Genomic DNA, 18,346 nt, shown 5'->3' on the forward strand with positions numbered 1-18,346 from the left:
CGCGCGCGACGCGTGGACTAGCATCGGCCGTGTCCCACGGGCAGGAGCTCGCGATGCCGCAACCGCTGGTCACCCCGTTCCACCACGCCGGCAGCGGCACGTGGAGCTACATCGTCCGCGATCCGGGGTCGAACGCGGCGGCGATCGTCGATCCGGTGCTGGACTTCGACATGGCCTCGGCGCGCACGTCGACGGTCTCGGTGATGACGCTGCTCCACCACGTCCAGGCGCACGGCCTCGACGTGCAATGGATCCTCGAAACGCACGCCCATGCCGACCACCTCTCGGCCGGCGACTGGCTGCGCGCGAAACTGCCGAATGCGCAGCTGGCGATCGGCGACGGCATCCGCAACGTGCAGAAGACCTTCCGGCCGATCTTCAATCTGGGCGAACATTTTCAGGTCGACGGCTCGCAGTTCGACCAGCTGCTCGGCGCTGACGCCGCATTCGCGATCGGCGCGCTGCAGGCGCGGACGATTCCAGTGCCCGGCCACACCAGCGACAGCAACGCCTATCTGATCGGCGATGCGCTGTTCACCGGCGACTCGCTGTTCATGCCAGACGGCGGCACCGCCCGCTGCGATTTCCCGGGCGGGGACGCGGCCACGCTGTACCGCTCGATCCAGCGCATGTTCGAACTGCCCGACGCCACCCGCGTGTTTGTCTGCCACGACTATGGCCCCGGCGGCCGCGCGGTGGCCTGCGAAACCACGATCGGCGCGCAGAAGCGCGAGAACATCCACGTCGGCCACCACATCGACGAGGCCACCTTCGTTGCACTGCGCGAGGCCCGCGACGCCACGCTGCCGATGCCGGCGCTGCTGTTGCCGTCGGTGCAAATCAACATCCGCGCCGGCGCGCTGCCGGAGGCCGAATCCAACGGCGTGCGCTACCTCAAACTGCCGATCGATACGGTCTGACCCACGTTGTTGCCCGTACCCGCCATCGCTGTGGCCGATCGCCCCTCCCGGAGGTGCGCCGCGCTCGGCGGGCTCCTGTGCGTGCTGATGGTGCTGTGTGCGGGCACAACCCATGCGCGGACGCCCGATCCACAAGTCCCTGCAGCGCACCAGCGGGCGGGCATGCCTGAAACACCGTCGCCGGTCGTCGTGCCGCTCGACCCGGCAGCGCGTGCCACGCTCACCCGGCATCGCATCGAGGTCGTCACAGATGGCGAGCCGCTGCGCTGCGAAGGCGTCGCCCTCGCCGCGCTACTACAGTCCAGCGGCGCGATGGCCGATGTCCACGCAGGTGGCGCCGCGCTGGACCGTTATGTGTTGGTCGGCGCGCGCGGTGGCGGACGCACGCTGTTCTCGCTCGGCGAACTCGACGCGCGGCTCGGCAACCGCGACGTCTATCTGGTGGATCGCTGCAACGACGCACCCCTCGACGCCGACAGCGGCCCACTGCGCGTGCTGGTCCCAGGCGACGCCAGCCCCGCGCGCAGCGTGCGCCGTGTCGAACGCATCACCGTCATCGCCGCACCGTGATCCTCTACAGCCCCGCCGGATACACCCCGCCCATGCCTCGTGCGCGCCTCCCGCTGTGTTTGTCTGCCGCTCTGCTTCTGCTGGCGCTGATGGCGCTTGCGGCGTTGCCGACCGCCGCGCAGGCACGCGCGCCGCTCACCGTATTCGCCGCGGCCAGCCTCAAGGAAGCGATGGACGCGGCGGCCGCGCGCTACCAGCAGGACACCGGACAACCGGTGCGGGTGTCGTATGCGGCCAGTCCCGCACTGGCGCGGCAGATCCAGCAGCGTGCGCCGGCCGATGTCTTCGTCTCCGCGGACCTGGACTGGATGGACTGGCTGCAGGCGCGCGGGCTCGTCACTGCCAGCTCGCGCCGCGACCTGCTCGGTAACACCCTGGTGCTGATCGCGCCGGCCCACAGCACCACGCAGCCGTTTGCACTCACGCGCGACAGCGATCTGCTGCCGCTGCTGGGCGCGCGTGGCCGGCTCGCACTGGCGCGCACCGCCAGCGTGCCGGCCGGCCGGTATGCCAGGGCTGCATTCGCGTCGCTGGGGCAATGGCCCGCCCTGCAGCCGCGCGTGGCCGAGACCGACAGCGTGCGCTCGGCGCTCACCCTTGTCGCGCGTGGCGAGGCGCCGCTGGGCGTGGTCTACGGCAGCGATGCGCAGGCCGAACCGCGCGTCAAGGTACTGGCGACATTCCCGGCCGACAGCCACCCGGCCATCGTCTATCCGGTTGCGCGCATCGCCGCCAGCCGCCATCCGCAGGCCGATGCCTTCGTGCGCTGGCTCGATGGCGACGTCGCCTCGGCCCTCTTCCGTCGGCACGGTTTCCAGGTGCGCTGATCCATGGTCGAACCCGCCCCGCTGCTGGGTTTTGGCCCGGATGAAATTCTCGCGATCCGGCTGAGCCTGAAGGTCGCGTCGGCCGCCGCGCTGTGCAGCCTGCCGTTGGGCATCGGCATCGCCTGGCTGCTCGCGCGCCGGCGATTCTTCGGCAAGTCCCTGCTCGATGCCCTGGTGCATCTGCCGCTGGTGCTGCCACCCGTGGTCGTGGGCTTCGCATTGCTGGTGCTGCTGGGCGGCAACGGGCTGATCGGCCGCTGGCTCGAAGCGACGCTGGGCATCTCGCTCGCATTCCGCTGGACCGGCGCGGCCCTGGCGAGCGCGATCATGGGCTTCCCCTTGATGGTGCGCACGATCCGCCTGTCGATCGAGAACGTGGACCGCCGCCTGGAACAGGCCGCGGCGACCCTCGGCGCCAGTCCGCTGCGGGTGTTCTGCACCATCACCCTGCCGCTGGCTTGGCCGGGTGTCATCGCCGGGGCGGTGCTGGCGTTCGCCAAGGCGCTGGGCGAGTTCGGCGCGACCATCACCTTCGTGTCCAACATCCCCGGCGAAACCCAGACCGTGTCCTCGGCGATCTACGGGCTGATGCAGGTGCCCGGCGGTGAAGCCGGCATCTGGCGGCTGGCCGCGGTGTCGGTCGCGATCTCGCTGGCCGCACTGCTCGCCTCCGAATGGCTGGTGCGTCGCCAGCGCGGCGAGGTGCACGACTGATGCTGCATGTCGACATCGACCTGCGCCGCGGCAGTTTCGCCCGGCACATCCAACTCGACGCCGCGCAGCGCGTGCTCGCGCTGACGGGGCCATCCGGCGCCGGCAAGACCAGTGTGCTGCATGCGATCGCGGGGCTGGTCCGGCCGCGCGCGGGGCGCATCGAGATCGACGGCCGCGTGCTGTTCGACAGCGCGGCGCGCATCGACGTGCCCGCCCATCGCCGGCGCGTGGGCTACGTGTTCCAGGATGCGCGGCTGTTTCCGCATCTCGACGTGTTGCGCAACCTGCGCTACGGCCGCCACCACGATGGCGCCGACACGTTCGAGCTCGATCAGGTGGTCAAGCTGCTCGGGATCGGCGGACTGCTGCAGCGCCAGCCGGCGAATCTCTCGGGCGGCGAAGCGCAGCGCGTTGCCATCGGGCGCGCCCTGCTGTCGCAACCGGCGCTGCTGCTGTTCGACGAACCCCTGTCGGCACTGGACGAGGCGCGTCGCGAGGAATTGATCCCGTGGCTGCAGCGCGTGCGCGACGAGGTGCGCCTGCCGATGCTCTACGTCAGCCACACCAGCGACGACGTGCGTCGGCTGGCCGACGCGGTGCACACGCTCGATTGAGCAGGCGACGCGGCGTTCACCGCCGACCTGCGGCAATCGCGGGCCCGCCCGAGGTCCGCGCCATGCCCCGCACCCACGCGATTCCGCCCGACCAGACGCGCCGCTATCTCGAACCCGGCCCGGTCGTCCTGCTGTCGACCGCGCATCGGGGCGAGCGCGGCATCATGACGCTCGGCTGGCACATGATGCTGGGCTACGATCTCGTGGGCACCTACATCGATCCGGGCAACCGCAGCCATGCGCTGGCGCGCGCCAGCCGAGCGTGCGTGATCAACCTGCCCACCGCGGATCTGCTCGACACGGTCGTGCGCATCGGCAACTGCAGCAGCGCCGACGCCGACAAGTTCGCGCAGTTCGGTCTCAGCGCGGTCGACGGGGACGCGATCGATGCCCCCGGTATCGGCGAATGCCACGCCCGCTTCGAATGCCGCCTGCACGAAACCCGGCTGACCGCCGAGTACCCATTGTTCGTCTGGCGCGTGGTCGCCGCCCACGCGGCGAAACGGCCGAGGTGGCCGCGCACGCTGCACTACCGCGGCAATGGCCAGTTCATGGTCAGCGGCGATGCCCGCAGCCGGCGTGCGCTGTTCAAGCCCGGGATGCTCGACGCGTAACCGCGAAACACGCACCGAGTGCCCCCGGTCATCCCCCGCCCGCATCCCCGCCGCATGACCTTGCCTTCATCGCCGATCTCCGATAACCCCGGCATGGTCCGACCCGTGCTTCTGCTGCTCTGCCTGTGCCTGGCCGCCTGCGGGCAATATCCGCGCGATACACACGACAGCAGCATCCGTGCGCGAGATGCCATGCGCGTCGGCCTGAGCCACGATCCGCCCTATGTCGTAGCGACGTCCAACGCGGCACCCAGCGGACCGGAGGTCGCCCTGATCCAGGCCTTCGCCGATGCGCATGACCTGCGAGTGGAATGGGTGATCGGTGGCCACGAGGCCTTGATGGACGATCTCCTCGCCCACCGCCTGCATATGGTCGCAGGCGGCCACACGGCACAGTCGCCGTGGACGGATGTGAGCTGGTCGCGGAAGTTTCTGGTCTTCGATGCGGCGCGGCGCATCGCCTTGCCGCCGGGCGAGAACGCATGGCAGCTCGAGGTCGACCGCTGGCTGCATGCGCAGCGCAGGCCCCTGCCGTGACCGACGCGCAGGCCATTCCCGTGCAACGCGTGCCGCGTCCATTGGCGGCGCCGCAGCTGCAGGATCTGCACCGCGCCGCGCGCCTGTGCTGGTGGTCGATCGGCCTGCTCGGCGCGATCACGGTGATGATGGCGCTGACGATGGGCGGTTCGCAGGCGATGCTGACCGCACTGGTTGAAGACGTGCTGAGCATGCTGCCGCCGATCGCCTTCCTGATCGCGTTGCGGTTCCGCGCGCGGGGCGTCGACGGCACCTACATCAACGGCCGCGAGCGGGCGTTCGACATCACCTTCCTCGCCTCGTCGGTGGCGCTGACGGCGGTCGGTCTGCTGCTGGTGTTCGACGGCCTGCATGTGCTGGCCACACGGACCCATCCGGTGGTCGGCTCGGTCGCATTCGGGGATACGGTGGTCTGGCAGGGCTGGGTGATGATCGCGGCGCTGGCGCTGTCCTGCGTGCCGCCGGTGATTCTCGGCCGGATGAAACTCAGGCTCGCACGCGCGCTCGATTCCAAGCCGCTGCAGGCCGATGCCGACATGAACAAGGCCGACTGGATGACCGCGGTCGCAGGCATCGTCGGCGTGCTGGGCATCGGCTTCGGCCTGTGGTGGGCGGACGCGGCCGCGGCGGTGTTCATCGCATTCGAAGTGGTGCGCGACGGCGTGCGCAATCTGCGCAACGCGGTGCGTGACATGCACGATGCACGACCGCAACGCGTGGACCGCAGCGATCACGACACCTTGCCGGACCAGGTGACCGACGCCGTCCGGCGGCATCCGGACGTATCAAGCTGCCGCGTGCGCTTCCACGAAGAGGGCATGCGGCTGTCGGGCGTGATCTACGTGATTCCACGCGCCGCGACGCTGACCGCAAACGCCGCGGACGCGATCCGCGAAACGGCGCGCGCCGTGCACTGGCGGATCGATGAAGTCCACGTGGTGCCCGACACGATGCCGGGGCACGCCAAGATCGCGCACGACGAGGCCGCAGCGCCTGCAAGCGTGCGCTGACAGCATCACGCGCCGTCACGGGCAGGCCGCGGTTTCAAGGCCGCTGAAGCCGCCTATTCACGTGCGTCTGCGTATCCTCACCCGATGACCGCCTACGTCGACTCCATCGAAGACGCCGTCAGCCGCATCCATGCGCATGTCGACGGTGCCTTCCACATCGGTGCCCCGCTCGGCATCGGCAAGCCACACCGCCTGCTCAACGCGCTTTACGATGCCGCGGTTTCGGATCCCACGCGTCGCTTCACGTTGTATACCGCCCTGTCACTCGACCCGCCGTCGGGCGGCGACGATCTCGAAGGCCGTTTCATCGGGCCATTCGCGAAGCGCCACTTCGGCGAAGACTTCGTGCGGCTGAAATACGTGGACGCGCTGCGCCGCAATGCGCTGCCGCCACATGTCGAGATCGAAGAGTTCTACATGCAGTCCGGCGCGATGCTGCACTCGTCACAGGCGCAGCGCCGCTACGCCAGCCTCAACTACACGCACGTGGCGCGCGCGCTCGCCGATCGCGGCGTCAACGTGCTGGTGCAGAAGGTGGCGGCCAACGATGACGGCAGCCGTTTTTCCCTGTCGTCGAATACTGATCTGACCTTCGATGTGATCGACGCGCTGCTCAAAGCCGGTCACCCAAGGCCCCTGGTCGTCGGCGAAGTCGATCCGGCGCTGCCATGGCTCGACGGCACCGCAACGGTGGACGCTGCGTTCTTCGACGTGGTGATCGCCCCGCCGCCGCCCTACCCACGTCTGTTCGGCCTGCCGCGCCAGCCGGTCTCGGATGCCGATTACGCGATCGGCTTCTACGCCAGTGCACTGGTGCGCGACGGCGGCACATTGCAGATCGGCATCGGCGCGCTGGCCGACGCGCTGTGCCATGCGCTGGCGCTGCGCCACACCGACAACGCCGCGTACCGGCGCGTGCTGCATGCACTCGACCCCGATCTCGCCACGCATCGCACGGTGCAGGCCAGCGGCGGACTCGATCCGTTCGAGATCGGCCTCTACGGCTGCAGCGAGATGATCAACGAGGGCTTCAAGCGGCTGGTCGAAGTGGGTGTCATCAAGCGCCGCGTCGTCGACAAGGCCAGCCTGATGCGCCGCGCCAACGACGGCACTGCCAGCGCGCTCGATCGCGAACTCATCGAGCGCAACGGCGAATTCCTGCACGGCGCGTTCTATCTCGGCTCGCCGGACTTCTATGCGTGGCTGCGCGGACTCGACGACGAAACGCGCCGCGGCATCGGCATGAAGCGCGTCGGCGAGGTCAACGAGCTCTACGGTCTCGACGAAGGCCTCGAGCGCCTGCAACGTCGCGATGCGCGGTTCTTCAACAGCTGCATGATGGCGACCGCGCTCGGCGCGGCAGTATCCGATGGTCTGGAAGACGGGCGCGTGGTGTCCGGCGTCGGTGGTCAGTACAACTTCGTCGCGATGGGACACGCGCTGCCCGATGCACGCTCGGTGCTGCTGCTGCGCGCCGCGCGCGATGCCGGCGGCGGCCGCGAGGCCAACATCCGCTGGCACTACGGCCACACGACGATTCCGCGGCATCTGCGCGACGTCTACATCACCGAATACGGCATCGCCGACATCCGCGGCGCGACCGACGAAGATTGCACGCGCGCAATGGTGCGCATTGCCGAGGCGCCGCATCAGGGGAGCCTGGTCGCGCGCGCGCATGCATCGGGGAAGCTGGATGCACGCTTCGTCGTGCCGGAGCCGTGGCAGCGCAACACGCCGGAGACGCTGCGCAAGGCACTGGCGCCGCTGCGCGCCGACGGCAGCCTGCCCGACTATCCACTGGGCAGCGATTTCGATGTCGTCGAACAGCGCCTGCTGCGCGCGCTGGCCTGGCTGCGCACGCAGACCGCGACGCGTCGCGGCAAGCTCGCGACCGTATTCGATGCGCTTCGCGGGGGCATCGGCGACGACACGCCGGCGCTCGCACGCATGCAGTTGCAGGCGCCCAGCGGTTTCAACGAACACCTGCTGGCGCGGCTGGTGTCACTCGGCCTGCGCCGCACCGCGCGTGACAGCGGGCCAGCGGATGCCATCGCGCCGACATCCGCTGCGTGACGCGGGCACACGCCCGCTTGCGATCGCACGTCACGCCTCCATTTCGTTCGATGTTCCCGTGCAGGACCCGACCATGACCACCCGCGCCGACCAGCTCCGTGACGCCCTCGCCGTGCTGCAGCCCACGCACCTCGACGTCGAGGACGAGAGCCACATGCACAGCCGCGGGCTGGAGACGCATTACAAGGCGGTCGTGGTCAGCGCGGCGTTCGACGGCAAGCGGGCGCTGCAGCGGCACCAGGCCGTGTATCGCGCACTCGGTGCGCAGATGCAGCAGATCCATGCGCTGGCCCTGCACACCTTCACGCCCGAGGAATGGACGGCCGAAGTGCAGGTACCGGATTCGCCGCATTGCCGGGGCGGGAGCAAGCACGACATGCCCAAGGCCTGACGAATCCGTGTAGGAGCGCGCTCGCGCGCGAACGGGCATTTGCGGGAATGCCAACCGAGCGCAAGCGCGCTCCTACATGGGGCTAACGGCGAGACCCGCATGGGTTGAGCGTTCGCGGCCACACACCGCCTACAAAAAAGCCCGCTTTCGCGGGCTTTTTCTTGACACCTTCAACGCTCGCGCAGAACGATCAGAGCGCCTTCGCCGCCTCGACGATCTTTTCGACCGTGATGCCGAAATGCGTGTACAGCTTGTCCGCGGGGGCCGAAGCGCCGAAGCTGTCGATACCGATGACAGCGCCGTCCAGGCCCACGTAGGCGCGCCAGAACGGGGTGACGCCGGCTTCGATCGCGACGCGCTTGCGCACCGCGTTGGGCAGCACCGATTCGCGGTACGCCGGGTCCTGGCGGTCGAACACGTCGGTCGACGGCATCGACACGACGCGCACGTTGTCGCCCAGCTGCTCGGCCGCCTGCGTAGCCAGGCCGACTTCCGAACCGGTCGCGATGAGGATGATCTCGGGCGTGCCGACCGAATCCTTCAGCACGTAGCCGCCCCGCGCGATTGCGTCGACCTGGGCGGCGTCGCGTGCCTGATGCGGCAGATTCTGGCGCGAGAAGATCAGGCAGCTCGGACCGTCCTTGCGCATGATCGCCGACTTCCAGGCCACCGCCGACTCGACCGCGTCGCACGGGCGCCACACGTCGTTGTTCGGGATGTAGCGCAAGGAGGCGAGATGCTCGACCGGCTGGTGGGTCGGGCCGTCTTCGCCGAGGCCGATCGAATCGTGCGTGTAGACATGGATCGCGTGCGCCGGGATCAGCGCGCTCATACGCACCGCGTTGCGCGCGTAGTCGCTGAACACCAGGAAGGTCGCATCGAACGGGATGAGGCCGCCGTGCAGCGCCAGGCCGTTGGCGATCGCACTCATGCCGAACTCGCGCACGCCGTAATAGACGTAATTCGCATTGGCGTCGGCGCTGGCCGCGGACTTGCTGCCCTTCCAGAGAGTGAGGTTCGAATGCGCGAGGTCGGCAGAGCCGCCCACCAGTTCCGGCAGCAGCGGCGCGAAGGCTTCGATCGCCATCTGCGAGGCCTTGCGCGAGGCGATCGTCGGGCCGTCGCTCTGCAGCTTGGCGATAAAGGCATCGGCCTCGGCCTCGAAGCCGGCCGGCAGCGTGCCGTTCGAGCGACGCAGGAATTCGGCGGCCAGATCCGGGTACTTCGCCTGGTAGGCGTCGAACAACTGCGTCCACTTCGACTCGCGCGCCTGGCCTGCCTCGACTGCCGCCCAGCCGTCGCGCAATGCCTGCGGCACTTCGAACGGACCGTGATTCCAGCCGAGCGCGGCGCGCGTGGCGTCGGACTCGTCCTTGCCCAGCGGCGCGCCGTGCGAGGACTCCTTGCCGGCGCGGTTGGGCGAGCCGAAACCGATCGTCGTGCGGCAGCACACCAGCACCGGCTTGTCGTCTTCGGCAGTCGCGGCTTCGATCGCGCGCGAGATTGCATCGGCGTCATGACCGTCGACGTCGCGGACCACGCGCCAGCCGTAGGCCTCGAAGCGCGCCGGGGTGTCGTCGGTGAACCAGCCTTCGGTATTGCCGTCGATCGAGATGCGGTTGTCGTCCCAGAACGCGACCAGCTTGCCCAGACCCAAGGTGCCAGCGAGCGACGCCGCTTCGTGCGAGATGCCTTCCATCAGGCAGCCATCGCCCATGAACACCCAGGTGCGGTGATCGACGACGGGGAATTCGGGACGGTTGAAGTGCTGCGCGAGCAGACGCTCGGCGAGCGCGAAGCCGACCGCGTTGGCGAAGCCCTGCCCCAGCGGACCAGTCGTGGTCTCGACGCCCGGCGTCTCGTGGCGCTCCGGGTGACCGGCGGTCTTGCTGTGCAGCTGGCGGAAGTTCTTCAGCTCTTCCAGCGGCAGGTCATAGCCAGACAGGTGCAGCAGCGCGTAATGCAGCATCGAGCCGTGGCCGTTCGACAGCACGAAGCGATCGCGGTTGAACCACTGCGGGTTCGCCGGGTTGTGGATCAGATGGTCGTTCCACAGCACTTCGGCGATGTCGGCCATGCCCATCGGCATGCCGGGATGGCCGGACTTGGCGGCATCGACGGCATCGATGGCGAGGAAACGGATGGCGTTGGCGAGTTCGCGACGGGTCGGCGTGGTCATGGGCAAGGGACAGGCGGCAGCGGGCGGAGCCGGCGATTGTCCCATGCCTGTCCCTTGCTTGCCGCGCCGGCGTCTGCCCGGCAGCTCAGACGGGTTCGGTGCGTGCCTCGCCCAGACCCGCATCGACCGCGCTTGCCGGCGCATCGGCCGGCTCGGAACGCCCGATCACCACCGAGCCGGCCATGTCGCCGCCGATGTTGACCACGGTGCGGCACATGTCGAGCAGGCGATCGACGCCGAGGATCAGGCCGATGCCCTCGGGCGGAATGCCGAACATCGCCAGAATCATCGCGATCACCGGCAGCGAACCGCCGGGCACACCGGCGGCGCCGACACCGCCGAGGATGCACAGCAGCAGGATTAGCACCTGCTGCCCCATGCCCAGTTCGACGCCGAAGAACTGCGCCAGGAACAGCACCGTGATGCCCTCGAACAGCGCCGTGCCGTTCATGTTGGCGGTGGCGCCGAGTGTGCAGACGAAACGCGCCACACGGCGCGGCACGCCGAGATTCTCTTCGGTGACCTTGAGCGTGGTCGGCAGCGTGGCACTGGACGACGAGGTCGAGAACGCGGTCAGTAGCGCCGGTTGCGCGCCGCGGAAGAACGTCAGCGGACTCATGCGGCCGAAGATCCACAGCAGGATCGGGATCACGATGAAGAAGTGGAAGCCCAGCGCGGCGATCACCGTGCCGACGAAGCGCGCGAGCTGGACGAGCACATCGACGCCCAGCCGCGCGGTGATCGAGAACAGCAGCGCGGCGACCGCATACGGCGCCAGCGCGATGACCCAGCCGATCAGCTTCAGGCAGATGTCGTAGACGCCCTGCACCGCGGCGACGAAGCTGCGCGTGCCCGGCGTGCGCAGCGCGGCCGCGGCGATGCCGAACATCAGCGCGAAGAACATCACCGCGATCAGGTCGCCGCGCGCGGCGGCATCCACCGGATTGCGCGGCACGATGTTGAGCAGCACCTGGATGCCCGACACGCCCTCGCGCGCACCGGCGATCTCGGTCGCGCGGTCGGAACTGGCCGCCAGCAACGATTGCGCGACTGCAGGATCGATGCCGCGCCCGGGCTGGAACAGGTTGACCGCCAGCAGGCCAATCAGCACCGCCATCGTGGTCACCGCGAGGATCCACAGCAGCGTCTTGAGTCCGATGCGTCCGAGCGATGCCGGATCGCCGATCTCCACCACGCCCAGCACCAGCGCCGAGAACACCAGCGGAATTACCAGCATGAACAGCAGACGCAGGAACACCTGGCCGACGGGGTCGGTGACATAGGTGATCAGGCCGTCGAGCCAGCCGGCATCGGCGACGTAGAAATTCGCCGCGAGGCCGGCCACGGTGCCGATGACGAACCCGATCAGCATCTTGGTGTGCAGCGGCATGCCGCCGGCGCTGGGGGTCGAGGTCATCGGCGGTCGATCCTGTGCAGAGGTGAGGCAGCTTAGCAAAGCGCCGGGCATCTTCTGACGCGCCGATACGGCGCCCGACCCGCGCGCCAGCCGGTATCCTTGGCGCATGTCTTCGCTTCCCCCTGCCGGCATCGCCGGCGACGCGCTTGCCACCCTGCAGCGCGTGTTCGGCCATGCCGCGTTTCGCGGCGAACAGGCCGCCATCGTCGAACACGTGGCCTCGGGCCACGATGCCCTCGTGCTGATGCCCACCGGCGGCGGCAAGTCGATGTGCTTCCAGGTGCCTGCGCTGCTGCGCGATGGCGTAACGATCGTGGTCTCGCCGCTGATCGCGCTGATGCAGGACCAGGTGGACGCACTGCTGCAGTCCGGCGTGCGCGCGGCGTTCCTCAATTCAACGCTCGACGCTGAGACCGCGCAGCGGGTGGAGCGGGAGCTCCTCGCCGGTGAACTGGACCTGCTTTACGTCGCGCCCGAGCGCCTGCTCACGCCGCGGTTCCTGTCGCTGCTGGATCGCGCGCCGCTGGCGCTGTTCGCGATCGACGAGGCGCACTGCGTCTCCCAGTGGGGCCACGATTTCCGCCGCGAATACCGCGAGCTGACGATCCTGCACGAGCGCTGGCCCGATGTGCCGCGCATCGCGCTGACCGCGACTGCCGATCCGCCGACCCAGCGCGAGATCGCCGAGCGCCTGCAGCTCGAAGACGCGCGCCGCTTCGTCAGTTCCTTCGACCGGCCCAACATCCGCTACACGGTCGTGCAGAAAGAGAACGCCAAGCGCCAGCTGCTCGACTTCGTGCAGGGACATCGCGGCGCGGCCGGCATCGTCTACTGCCTGTCGCGGCGCAAGGTCGAGGAGACCGCCGAGTACCTCGCCGGCCAGGGCATCGACGCCATTCCCTACCACGCTGGCATGGATGCAGACCTGCGTGCGGCCAACCAGCGTCGCTTCCTGCGCAGTGACGGCGTGGTGGTGGTCGCGACGATCGCCTTCGGCATGGGCATCGACAAGCCGGACGTGCGCTTCGTCGCGCATACCGACCTGCCGAAATCCATCGAGGGCTATTACCAGGAGACCGGCCGCGCGGGACGCGACGGCGAGCCGGCCGATGCATGGATGTGCTACGGCCTCGGCGATCTGGTCCTGCTGCGGCAGATGATCGAGCAGTCCGAATCCGGCGACGAACGCAAGCGGCTTGAGCACCGCAAGCTCGACGCGCTGGTCGGCTATTGCGAAACGATGCGCTGCCGCCGGCAGGTGCTGCTGGCGAATTTCGGTGAGGACTACGCGGCCAAGGGCGCCGGCCAGCCCTGCGGCAACTGCGACAACTGCCTGGACCCGCCGGCCGCCTGGGATGCCACCGTGCCTGCGCAGAAGGCGCTCAGCTGCGTGTATCGCAGCGGCCAGCGCTTCGGCGCGGCGCACATCATCGACATCCTGCGCGGCAGCGAAAGCGAACGCATCCGCCAGTTCGGCCACAACCAGCTCAGCACCTACGGCGTCGGCACCGATGTCGACGCACGCGTGTGGAAGAGCGTGCTGCGCCAGCTGGTCGCGCAGGGCCTGCTCGACGTCGACGCTGAAGGCTACGGCGGCCTGCGCCTGACCGAGGCCAGTCGCGGCATACTCAAGGGCGAGACGCAGGTGATGCTGCGCAAACCGACGAACACGAAGGAACGCGTGCGGACCTCTCGCGCCGCGACCGGTGCGGACATCGATCTGGCACCGGCCGACCGGCCCCTGTTCGAATCGCTGCGCGCCCTGCGCGGACGCCTGGCGCGCGAGCAGAACGTGCCCGCCTACGTGATCTTCCACGACGCCACACTGCGCGAGATCGCACGCCTGCGCCCGATCAGCCACGGCCAGCTCGGCGGCATCGGTGGCGTGGGTGCCGGCAAGCTGGAGCGTTATGGCGATGCGGTGCTGGAAGTGGTGCTGGACGCGGATTGACCGCGTGCCGTCTGCGGATCCACAGCGGTGACCGCAAGTGCCGGCGTTCGCAGATCCGGAGGCAATCCAGGCGCCAGCGGCCTGCCACGCAGCGAACGATGGTGTCGTTGCGATCGTGAGGATCGCTGCGCCTACGCGCTGGAAGCTGGTGGGTCGTGATGGATTCGAACCATCGACCAGCGGATTAAAAGTCCGATGCTCTACCGACTGAGCTAACGACCCGGAAGACAGTCACCGGCAGCGAGGCCGGCGCAGGGGGCGCATTCTAGCGCAATGTGGGCGGCGCGTCGGCCTCAGCCGGCCGATTGCGCGTAGCGCGTGGGATCCGGCACGCCCGCAGCGGTGAATCCGTCCGCGCGCAGGCGGCAGGCGTCGCAGTGGCCACAGGCCAGGCCCTGCGCGTCGGCGTTGTAGCAGGACACCGTGAGCCCGAAATCGACGCCGAGCCGCACGCCCTCGCGCACGATGTCGCCCTTGCCCATGCGCTGCAAGGGCGCGTGCACGCGGATGCCAGCGCCTTCGACGCCCGCCTTGGTCGCGAGGTTGGCGAGGCGCTCGAACGCATCGACGAATTCGGGCCGGCAATCGGGATAGCCGGAATAGTCGACCGCGTTGACGCCGCAGAAGATGTCGGCCGCGCCCAGCACTTCGGCCCAGCCCAGCGCGAGCGACAACATGATCGTGTTCCGCGCGGGTACGTACGTCACCGGGATACCGGATCCACCCGCTTCCGGCACGTCGATGTCGTCGGTCAACGCCGACCCGCCGATGCTGCGCAGGTCGACGTCCACGGTCTTGTGCGCGGTAACGCCCATCGCCGCAGCGACGCGCACGGCGGCGTCGAGTTCGGAGGTATGGCGCTGCCCGTAGCGCACGCTCAGCGCATGCACATCGAAGCCCTGCTCCTGGGCGATGGCGATGACGGCGGCGGAGTCCATGCCTCCGGACAACAGGACGACGGCTTTTTTCATGGGAGAGATCTGGATGCGAAACGGAAATTCGGATGGCGCGTGACAGGCGAGCGCAGCCTCAGGGCGGACGCGGGGCTCAACGGCCTGGTTCGTCGTCCCAGAGCAGCTTGTGCAGCTGCATCTGGAACTTCACCGGCAGGCGGTCGGCGACGATCCAGTCGGCCAGTTCGCGGCCGGTGATCTCGCCCTTGCTCGGGGAGAACAGAACGTCGCAGCGGTGCGGCAGACCCTTGGTCAGCACGACGTTGCGCGCCCACTCGTAATCGGCGCGCGAGCAGATGACGAACTTGATCTGGTCGTGCGCCGTCAGCAGCGGCAGGTTGTCCCAGCGGTTGCGGTGCGACTCGTTGGACGCGGGTGTCTTGATGTCGAGCACACGGCTCACGCGCGGATCGACCTCACTGATGTCCAGCGCACCCGAGGTTTCCAGCGACACCTGGTAACCAGCATCGCACAAACGCCGCAGCAGACCGATGCAGCGCTTCTGCGCCAGCGGCTCGCCGCCGGTCACGCAGACATGGCGGACGCCGTGCTTCGCGACCTCGGCGAGGATGCCGTCGATCGTCCACCAGTCACCGCCATGGAACGCGTAGGCGGTGTCGCAATAGGTGCAGCGCAGCGGGCAGCCGGTCAGACGGACGAACACCGTCGGCCAGCCGGCATCGCGGGCTTCGCCCTGCAACGACAGAAAAACTTCAGTGAGCTTGAGCCGGTCGGCCGCGGATGCGGCGACCGCATCGGGCGCGACGGTGGTCATGGATCAGCGCAGACGCGAGAGCTGGATCGCGCGGAGCCGGTCGGCGGCGGTACGCGCCGCATCGGTGCCGGGATACTGCTTGCCGACATCGGCGAGCGTGGTCTCGGCGCCGTCGAGGTCTTTCAGGCCGTACTGCGACAGGCCGACCTTGAGCATCGCGCCCGGGGCCTTGTCGCTCTGCGGATAGCGCTGCAACAGGGACAGGAACTGCTCCTGCGCCAGTGCGTAATTCTGGGTGACGTAATAACTTTCGCCGAGCCAATACAGCGCGTTCGGCGCGTAGCTGCCCTGCGGGTGCTGCTGGAGGAAGCCCTGGAACAACGTGGCGGATTCGTCATAACGCGCATTCTTCAGCGCATCGAACGCCTGCTCGTAGGCGGCGCGTTCGTCTGCAGGCGCGGCCTGCGGCGGGGGCGGGACCCTCGCCGAGCCACGCGCGGCCTGCGCATTCGCGCCTGCCGCGGGTGCCGGCGTCGCAGCGCCGGTGGAATCGGGCAGTTCCAGACCACCACCGCCACCACCCTGCCCACTTTCGAGCCGGTTGAGCCGGCCGTCGATGTCGAGGTACTGGCTGCGATTGCTGGACTTGAGCTGCTCGTTCTGCTGCTGGAGTTCTTCGACCTGCGAACGCAGGGAGACGACCTCCTGCCGCAACTGATTGAGCTGGTTGAGCAGGTCGACGCTCGCGCTGGTATCACCGGCGCGGGCCTCGAGCGAAGCCACGCGATCGGCGAGGCTCGCACGCTGCGCCCATGCGGGCGCGGCGACCACGAGGGTCGCCGCGAACGCGACTGGGAGCACCAGCCAATGACGCATCGAACGCATCAGCGCGCGGTGTAGATGATCTCGACGCGACGATTGCGGGCCCAGCAATCTTCGTTCGAGTCATTGCAGACCGGACGCTCTTCGCCATAGCTGACGACGGCCAGCTGGGCAGCCGAACCACCGTTGGCCTGCAGTGCCGAGGACACGCCATTGCCGCGACGCTCGCCCAGACCCTGGTTGTACTCGCGGCTGCCGCGCTCGTCGGCGTGGCCTTCCAGCGAGATGCGCGACGCGCTGCGGTCACGCAGGTACTTGGCGTGGCAGGCCATCACGGCCTGGAACTCGGGACGCAGGTTGTCCTGGTCCAGATCGAAGTACACGACGCGCTGACGCAGGCATGCGTCGCTGTCGAGGTCGGCCGGGGTGTAGGCACCCGCGGTCGGAGCGGTGGGAGCCACGGTGCCGGTCGACGGACCGGTATCGACCGGTGCCTCTTCCTTGACCTTCTTGGAACACGCGACGGCAGCGGTGCAGAGCATCGCGGCCAGCATCAAACGGGTGGTCATCTTCATCTCGTCGATCCTTGGTTTTCTATGGCAACAGGGCAATTGTTATTGGACGGGTCGTGCAGGCAGCGTCAGCGCTGTTCCCGGTACGGTCCCCATGCCGGCTCACGCACATCACCATCGGCGAGGACGAGGCGCTGACGCACACGGCCATCCGAAGACACCGCATACAACACACCCCTGCGCCCCTCACGCGCCGCGTACAGGACCATGCCGGCGTTCGGGGCGAAACTCGGCGATTCGTCGAGCGACCCGGGCGACAGCGTGGACCAGCGGGGCGACCCCAGGCTGCGATCCAGCAGTGCAATACGGTACACGTTGCCTGAACCTTGCGCCACGACGATTTTCTTGCCATCGAAGGACACCGACGGATCGGCGTTGTAGCTGCCTTCGAAGGTCACCCGGGTAGCGCTGCCACCCGACACCGGCGCCTGGTAGACCTGCGGCCGGCCGCCGCGATCGGAGATGAAATAGAGGCTGTTGCCGTCGGCCGCCCAGGCGGGCGAGGTATCGATGGCGAAGTGGTTGGTGACCTGGGTCAAGGCCTTGCTGCCCAGATCCATCACGTAGATCTCCGGGTTGCCACTGCGCGACAGCGACAGCGCCAGACGACGGCCGTCGGGCGAGAACGCAGGGGCGCCGTTGATGCCGCGGAAGCTGGACACCAGCTGGCGGTTGCCGTCACCGATCCGCTGGATGTAGATCGCCGAGTTGCCGCTCTCGAAGCTGACGTAGGCGACGCTGCCTCCGTCCGGGCTCCAGGTCGGCGACATCAGCGGTTCTCTGGATTGCACCACCGTCTGCGGGTTGAAGCCATCGGAATCGGCAACGATCAGCGCGTAGCGCGCGCTCTCGCCGACGCCCGTCTGAGTGATGTAGGCGATCCGGGTCCAGAACGCGCCACGCACGCCGGTGATCTTTTCGTAGATCGCGTCGGCCATCTGGTGGGCAACATCGCGCATGGCGTTCGGACGCGCGGTCATCGCCAGACCTAGTACGCGCTCCTGCTTGGCAACATCGAACAGTTCGTATTCGACCCGGTAGCTGCCGCCGCCCGCGTCGACGACGCGGCCGACGACGAGAAAGTCCTGACGCAGCGCGCGCCAGGTCGGGTACTGGACCTCGCTGCCGCGGGTCGGACGCTCGACGATGTCGCGCTCGGGCAGCGTGCGGAACTGGCCGGAGCGGTCGAGATCGGCGCGCACGACGGCGGCGACGTCTGTGTCGGGGGCAGTCCCGCTGCCCTGGTAGGGCATCGGAACCACGGCAATCGGCATCGCCTGGGTGCTGCCGCCGGTGATGTCGATTTCCAGGCCCTGCTGCTGCGCACTGGCGAGCATGGGCAGGCCGAGCGCGAACAGGGCTAGCAGGCAACGGATCAGAATGGGCTTCATCGGGTTACCGGAATTGAGGAGAAGTGAGCTCGCGCAGCTTGGCTGCTGTGCGGGACGCAAGGATGAATCAGGGCGC

Annotated in this window: 18 protein-coding genes and 1 tRNA gene; 11 read left to right on the forward strand and 8 right to left on the reverse strand. The window is 68.3% G+C overall.

What is annotated here, in order from left to right; genetic code table 11:
* Positions 1–53 precede the first annotated feature (53 nt).
* The 10 genes from J2X52_RS08720 (at position 54) to J2X52_RS08765 (ending at position 8,270) form a co-directional block, all read left to right on the forward strand.
* Positions 54–920 (forward strand): MBL fold metallo-hydrolase, encoded by an 867-nt coding sequence (locus J2X52_RS08720; RefSeq protein ID WP_310151663.1) that lies wholly within the window; start codon positions 54–56, stop codon positions 918–920.
* A gap of 162 nt (positions 921–1,082) precedes the next feature.
* Positions 1,083–1,490, forward strand: a complete 408-nt coding sequence (locus tag J2X52_RS08725) for a hypothetical protein (protein WP_310151666.1) — start codon at positions 1,083–1,085, stop codon at positions 1,488–1,490.
* 89 nt (positions 1,491–1,579) lie between these two features.
* Entirely contained in the window at positions 1,580–2,317 is a 738-nt protein-coding gene (modA, locus tag J2X52_RS08730; RefSeq protein ID WP_310151872.1) for a molybdate ABC transporter substrate-binding protein, read from the forward strand.
* A gap of 21 nt (positions 2,318–2,338) precedes the next feature.
* Positions 2,339–3,031 carry a molybdate ABC transporter permease subunit gene (gene modB, locus J2X52_RS08735; RefSeq protein ID WP_310151875.1) on the forward strand — a complete coding sequence of 231 codons (693 nt, stop codon included), beginning with the start codon at positions 2,339–2,341 and terminating at the stop codon, positions 3,029–3,031.
* On the forward strand, positions 3,031–3,645 hold the full coding sequence (locus J2X52_RS08740) for an ATP-binding cassette domain-containing protein (RefSeq protein ID WP_310151670.1): 615 nt from the start codon (positions 3,031–3,033) through the stop codon (positions 3,643–3,645). Before modB ends, J2X52_RS08740 begins: the two co-directional genes overlap by 1 nt.
* Positions 3,646–3,707: 62 nt before the next feature.
* Positions 3,708–4,259 carry a flavin reductase family protein gene (locus J2X52_RS08745; RefSeq protein ID WP_310151673.1) on the forward strand — a complete coding sequence of 184 codons (552 nt, stop codon included), beginning with the start codon at positions 3,708–3,710 and terminating at the stop codon, positions 4,257–4,259.
* Positions 4,260–4,352: 93 nt separating this feature from the next.
* A complete protein-coding gene (locus J2X52_RS08750; RefSeq protein WP_310151676.1) occupies positions 4,353–4,796 on the forward strand; it encodes an ABC transporter substrate-binding protein in 444 nt (147 codons plus the stop codon).
* On the forward strand, positions 4,793–5,806 hold the full coding sequence (locus J2X52_RS08755) for a cation transporter (RefSeq protein WP_310151679.1): 1,014 nt from the start codon (positions 4,793–4,795) through the stop codon (positions 5,804–5,806). The genes J2X52_RS08750 and J2X52_RS08755 overlap by 4 nt, the downstream gene beginning before the upstream one ends.
* 84 nt (positions 5,807–5,890) lie before the next feature.
* The gene (locus J2X52_RS08760) at positions 5,891–7,879 is read left to right on the forward strand and encodes an acetyl-CoA hydrolase/transferase C-terminal domain-containing protein (protein WP_310151682.1); all 1,989 of its coding nucleotides are present in this window, start codon (positions 5,891–5,893) and stop codon (positions 7,877–7,879) included.
* 73 nt (positions 7,880–7,952) lie between these two features.
* The gene (locus J2X52_RS08765) at positions 7,953–8,270 is read left to right on the forward strand and encodes a BolA family protein (protein WP_310151685.1); all 318 of its coding nucleotides are present in this window, start codon (positions 7,953–7,955) and stop codon (positions 8,268–8,270) included.
* Positions 8,271–8,460: 190 nt separating this feature from the next.
* On the opposite strand, the gene tkt is transcribed toward J2X52_RS08765, so the two are convergent.
* Both tkt and J2X52_RS08775 read right to left on the reverse strand, forming a co-directional pair.
* Positions 8,461–10,449 (reverse strand): transketolase, encoded by a 1,989-nt coding sequence (tkt, locus tag J2X52_RS08770; RefSeq protein ID WP_310151689.1) that lies wholly within the window; start codon positions 10,447–10,449, stop codon positions 8,461–8,463.
* Between the two features lie 85 nt (positions 10,450–10,534).
* Positions 10,535–11,866: a dicarboxylate/amino acid:cation symporter gene (locus tag J2X52_RS08775; protein WP_310151692.1), complete on the reverse strand. Its 1,332-nt coding sequence runs from the start codon at positions 11,864–11,866 to the stop codon at positions 10,535–10,537.
* 106 nt (positions 11,867–11,972) lie between these two features.
* On the opposite strand from J2X52_RS08775, the gene recQ reads away from it, so the two are divergent.
* Positions 11,973–13,817 carry a DNA helicase RecQ gene (gene recQ / locus J2X52_RS08780; protein ID WP_310151695.1) on the forward strand — a complete coding sequence of 615 codons (1,845 nt, stop codon included), beginning with the start codon at positions 11,973–11,975 and terminating at the stop codon, positions 13,815–13,817.
* Between the two features lie 146 nt (positions 13,818–13,963).
* Here recQ and J2X52_RS08785 read toward each other — a convergent pair.
* From J2X52_RS08785 to tolB, 6 genes are all read right to left on the reverse strand, one after another.
* Positions 13,964–14,039 (reverse strand) — tRNA-Lys (locus tag J2X52_RS08785).
* A gap of 71 nt (positions 14,040–14,110) precedes the next feature.
* Positions 14,111–14,788, reverse strand: a complete 678-nt coding sequence (gene queC, locus J2X52_RS08790; RefSeq protein WP_310151698.1) for a 7-cyano-7-deazaguanine synthase QueC — start codon at positions 14,786–14,788, stop codon at positions 14,111–14,113.
* A gap of 76 nt (positions 14,789–14,864) precedes the next feature.
* A complete protein-coding gene (gene queE / locus J2X52_RS08795; protein ID WP_310151700.1) occupies positions 14,865–15,545 on the reverse strand; it encodes a 7-carboxy-7-deazaguanine synthase QueE in 681 nt (226 codons plus the stop codon).
* A 3-nt stretch (positions 15,546–15,548) separates the two neighbouring features.
* Positions 15,549–16,361 carry a tol-pal system protein YbgF gene (gene ybgF / locus J2X52_RS08800; RefSeq protein WP_310151878.1) on the reverse strand — a complete coding sequence of 271 codons (813 nt, stop codon included), beginning with the start codon at positions 16,359–16,361 and terminating at the stop codon, positions 15,549–15,551.
* 8 nt (positions 16,362–16,369) lie between these two features.
* Positions 16,370–16,882: a peptidoglycan-associated lipoprotein Pal gene (gene pal, locus J2X52_RS08805; protein WP_310151703.1), complete on the reverse strand. Its 513-nt coding sequence runs from the start codon at positions 16,880–16,882 to the stop codon at positions 16,370–16,372.
* Between the two features lie 65 nt (positions 16,883–16,947).
* Positions 16,948–18,270: a Tol-Pal system beta propeller repeat protein TolB gene (gene tolB / locus J2X52_RS08810; RefSeq protein WP_310151706.1), complete on the reverse strand. Its 1,323-nt coding sequence runs from the start codon at positions 18,268–18,270 to the stop codon at positions 16,948–16,950.
* Positions 18,271–18,346 lie beyond the last annotated feature (76 nt).

This window comes from Luteimonas sp. 3794 (assembly GCF_031456825.1).
Classification (GTDB): Bacteria; Pseudomonadota; Gammaproteobacteria; order Xanthomonadales; family Xanthomonadaceae; genus Luteimonas.

Coding starts and splice junctions, on each gene's coding strand:
- J2X52_RS08720 (WP_310151663.1), top strand. CDS start 54: ATGCCGCAACCGCTGGTCACCCCGTTCCACCACGCCGGCAGCGGCACG.
- J2X52_RS08745 (WP_310151673.1), top strand. CDS start 3,708: ATGCCCCGCACCCACGCGATTCCGCCCGACCAGACGCGCCGCTATCTC.
- J2X52_RS08775 (WP_310151692.1), bottom strand. CDS start 11,866: ATGACCTCGACCCCCAGCGCCGGCGGCATGCCGCTGCACACCAAGATG.
- J2X52_RS08725 (WP_310151666.1), top strand. CDS start 1,083: ATGCCTGAAACACCGTCGCCGGTCGTCGTGCCGCTCGACCCGGCAGCG.
- queC (WP_310151698.1), bottom strand. CDS start 14,788: ATGAAAAAAGCCGTCGTCCTGTTGTCCGGAGGCATGGACTCCGCCGCC.
- tolB (WP_310151706.1), bottom strand. CDS start 18,270: ATGAAGCCCATTCTGATCCGTTGCCTGCTAGCCCTGTTCGCGCTCGGC.
- J2X52_RS08750 (WP_310151676.1), top strand. CDS start 4,353: ATGGTCCGACCCGTGCTTCTGCTGCTCTGCCTGTGCCTGGCCGCCTGC.
- recQ (WP_310151695.1), top strand. CDS start 11,973: ATGTCTTCGCTTCCCCCTGCCGGCATCGCCGGCGACGCGCTTGCCACC.
- J2X52_RS08740 (WP_310151670.1), top strand. CDS start 3,031: ATGCTGCATGTCGACATCGACCTGCGCCGCGGCAGTTTCGCCCGGCAC.
- J2X52_RS08760 (WP_310151682.1), top strand. CDS start 5,891: ATGACCGCCTACGTCGACTCCATCGAAGACGCCGTCAGCCGCATCCAT.
- pal (WP_310151703.1), bottom strand. CDS start 16,882: ATGAAGATGACCACCCGTTTGATGCTGGCCGCGATGCTCTGCACCGCT.
- tkt (WP_310151689.1), bottom strand. CDS start 10,449: ATGACCACGCCGACCCGTCGCGAACTCGCCAACGCCATCCGTTTCCTC.
- queE (WP_310151700.1), bottom strand. CDS start 15,545: ATGACCACCGTCGCGCCCGATGCGGTCGCCGCATCCGCGGCCGACCGG.
- J2X52_RS08765 (WP_310151685.1), top strand. CDS start 7,953: ATGACCACCCGCGCCGACCAGCTCCGTGACGCCCTCGCCGTGCTGCAG.
- modA (WP_310151872.1), top strand. CDS start 1,580: ATGGCGCTTGCGGCGTTGCCGACCGCCGCGCAGGCACGCGCGCCGCTC.
- ybgF (WP_310151878.1), bottom strand. CDS start 16,361: ATGCGTCATTGGCTGGTGCTCCCAGTCGCGTTCGCGGCGACCCTCGTG.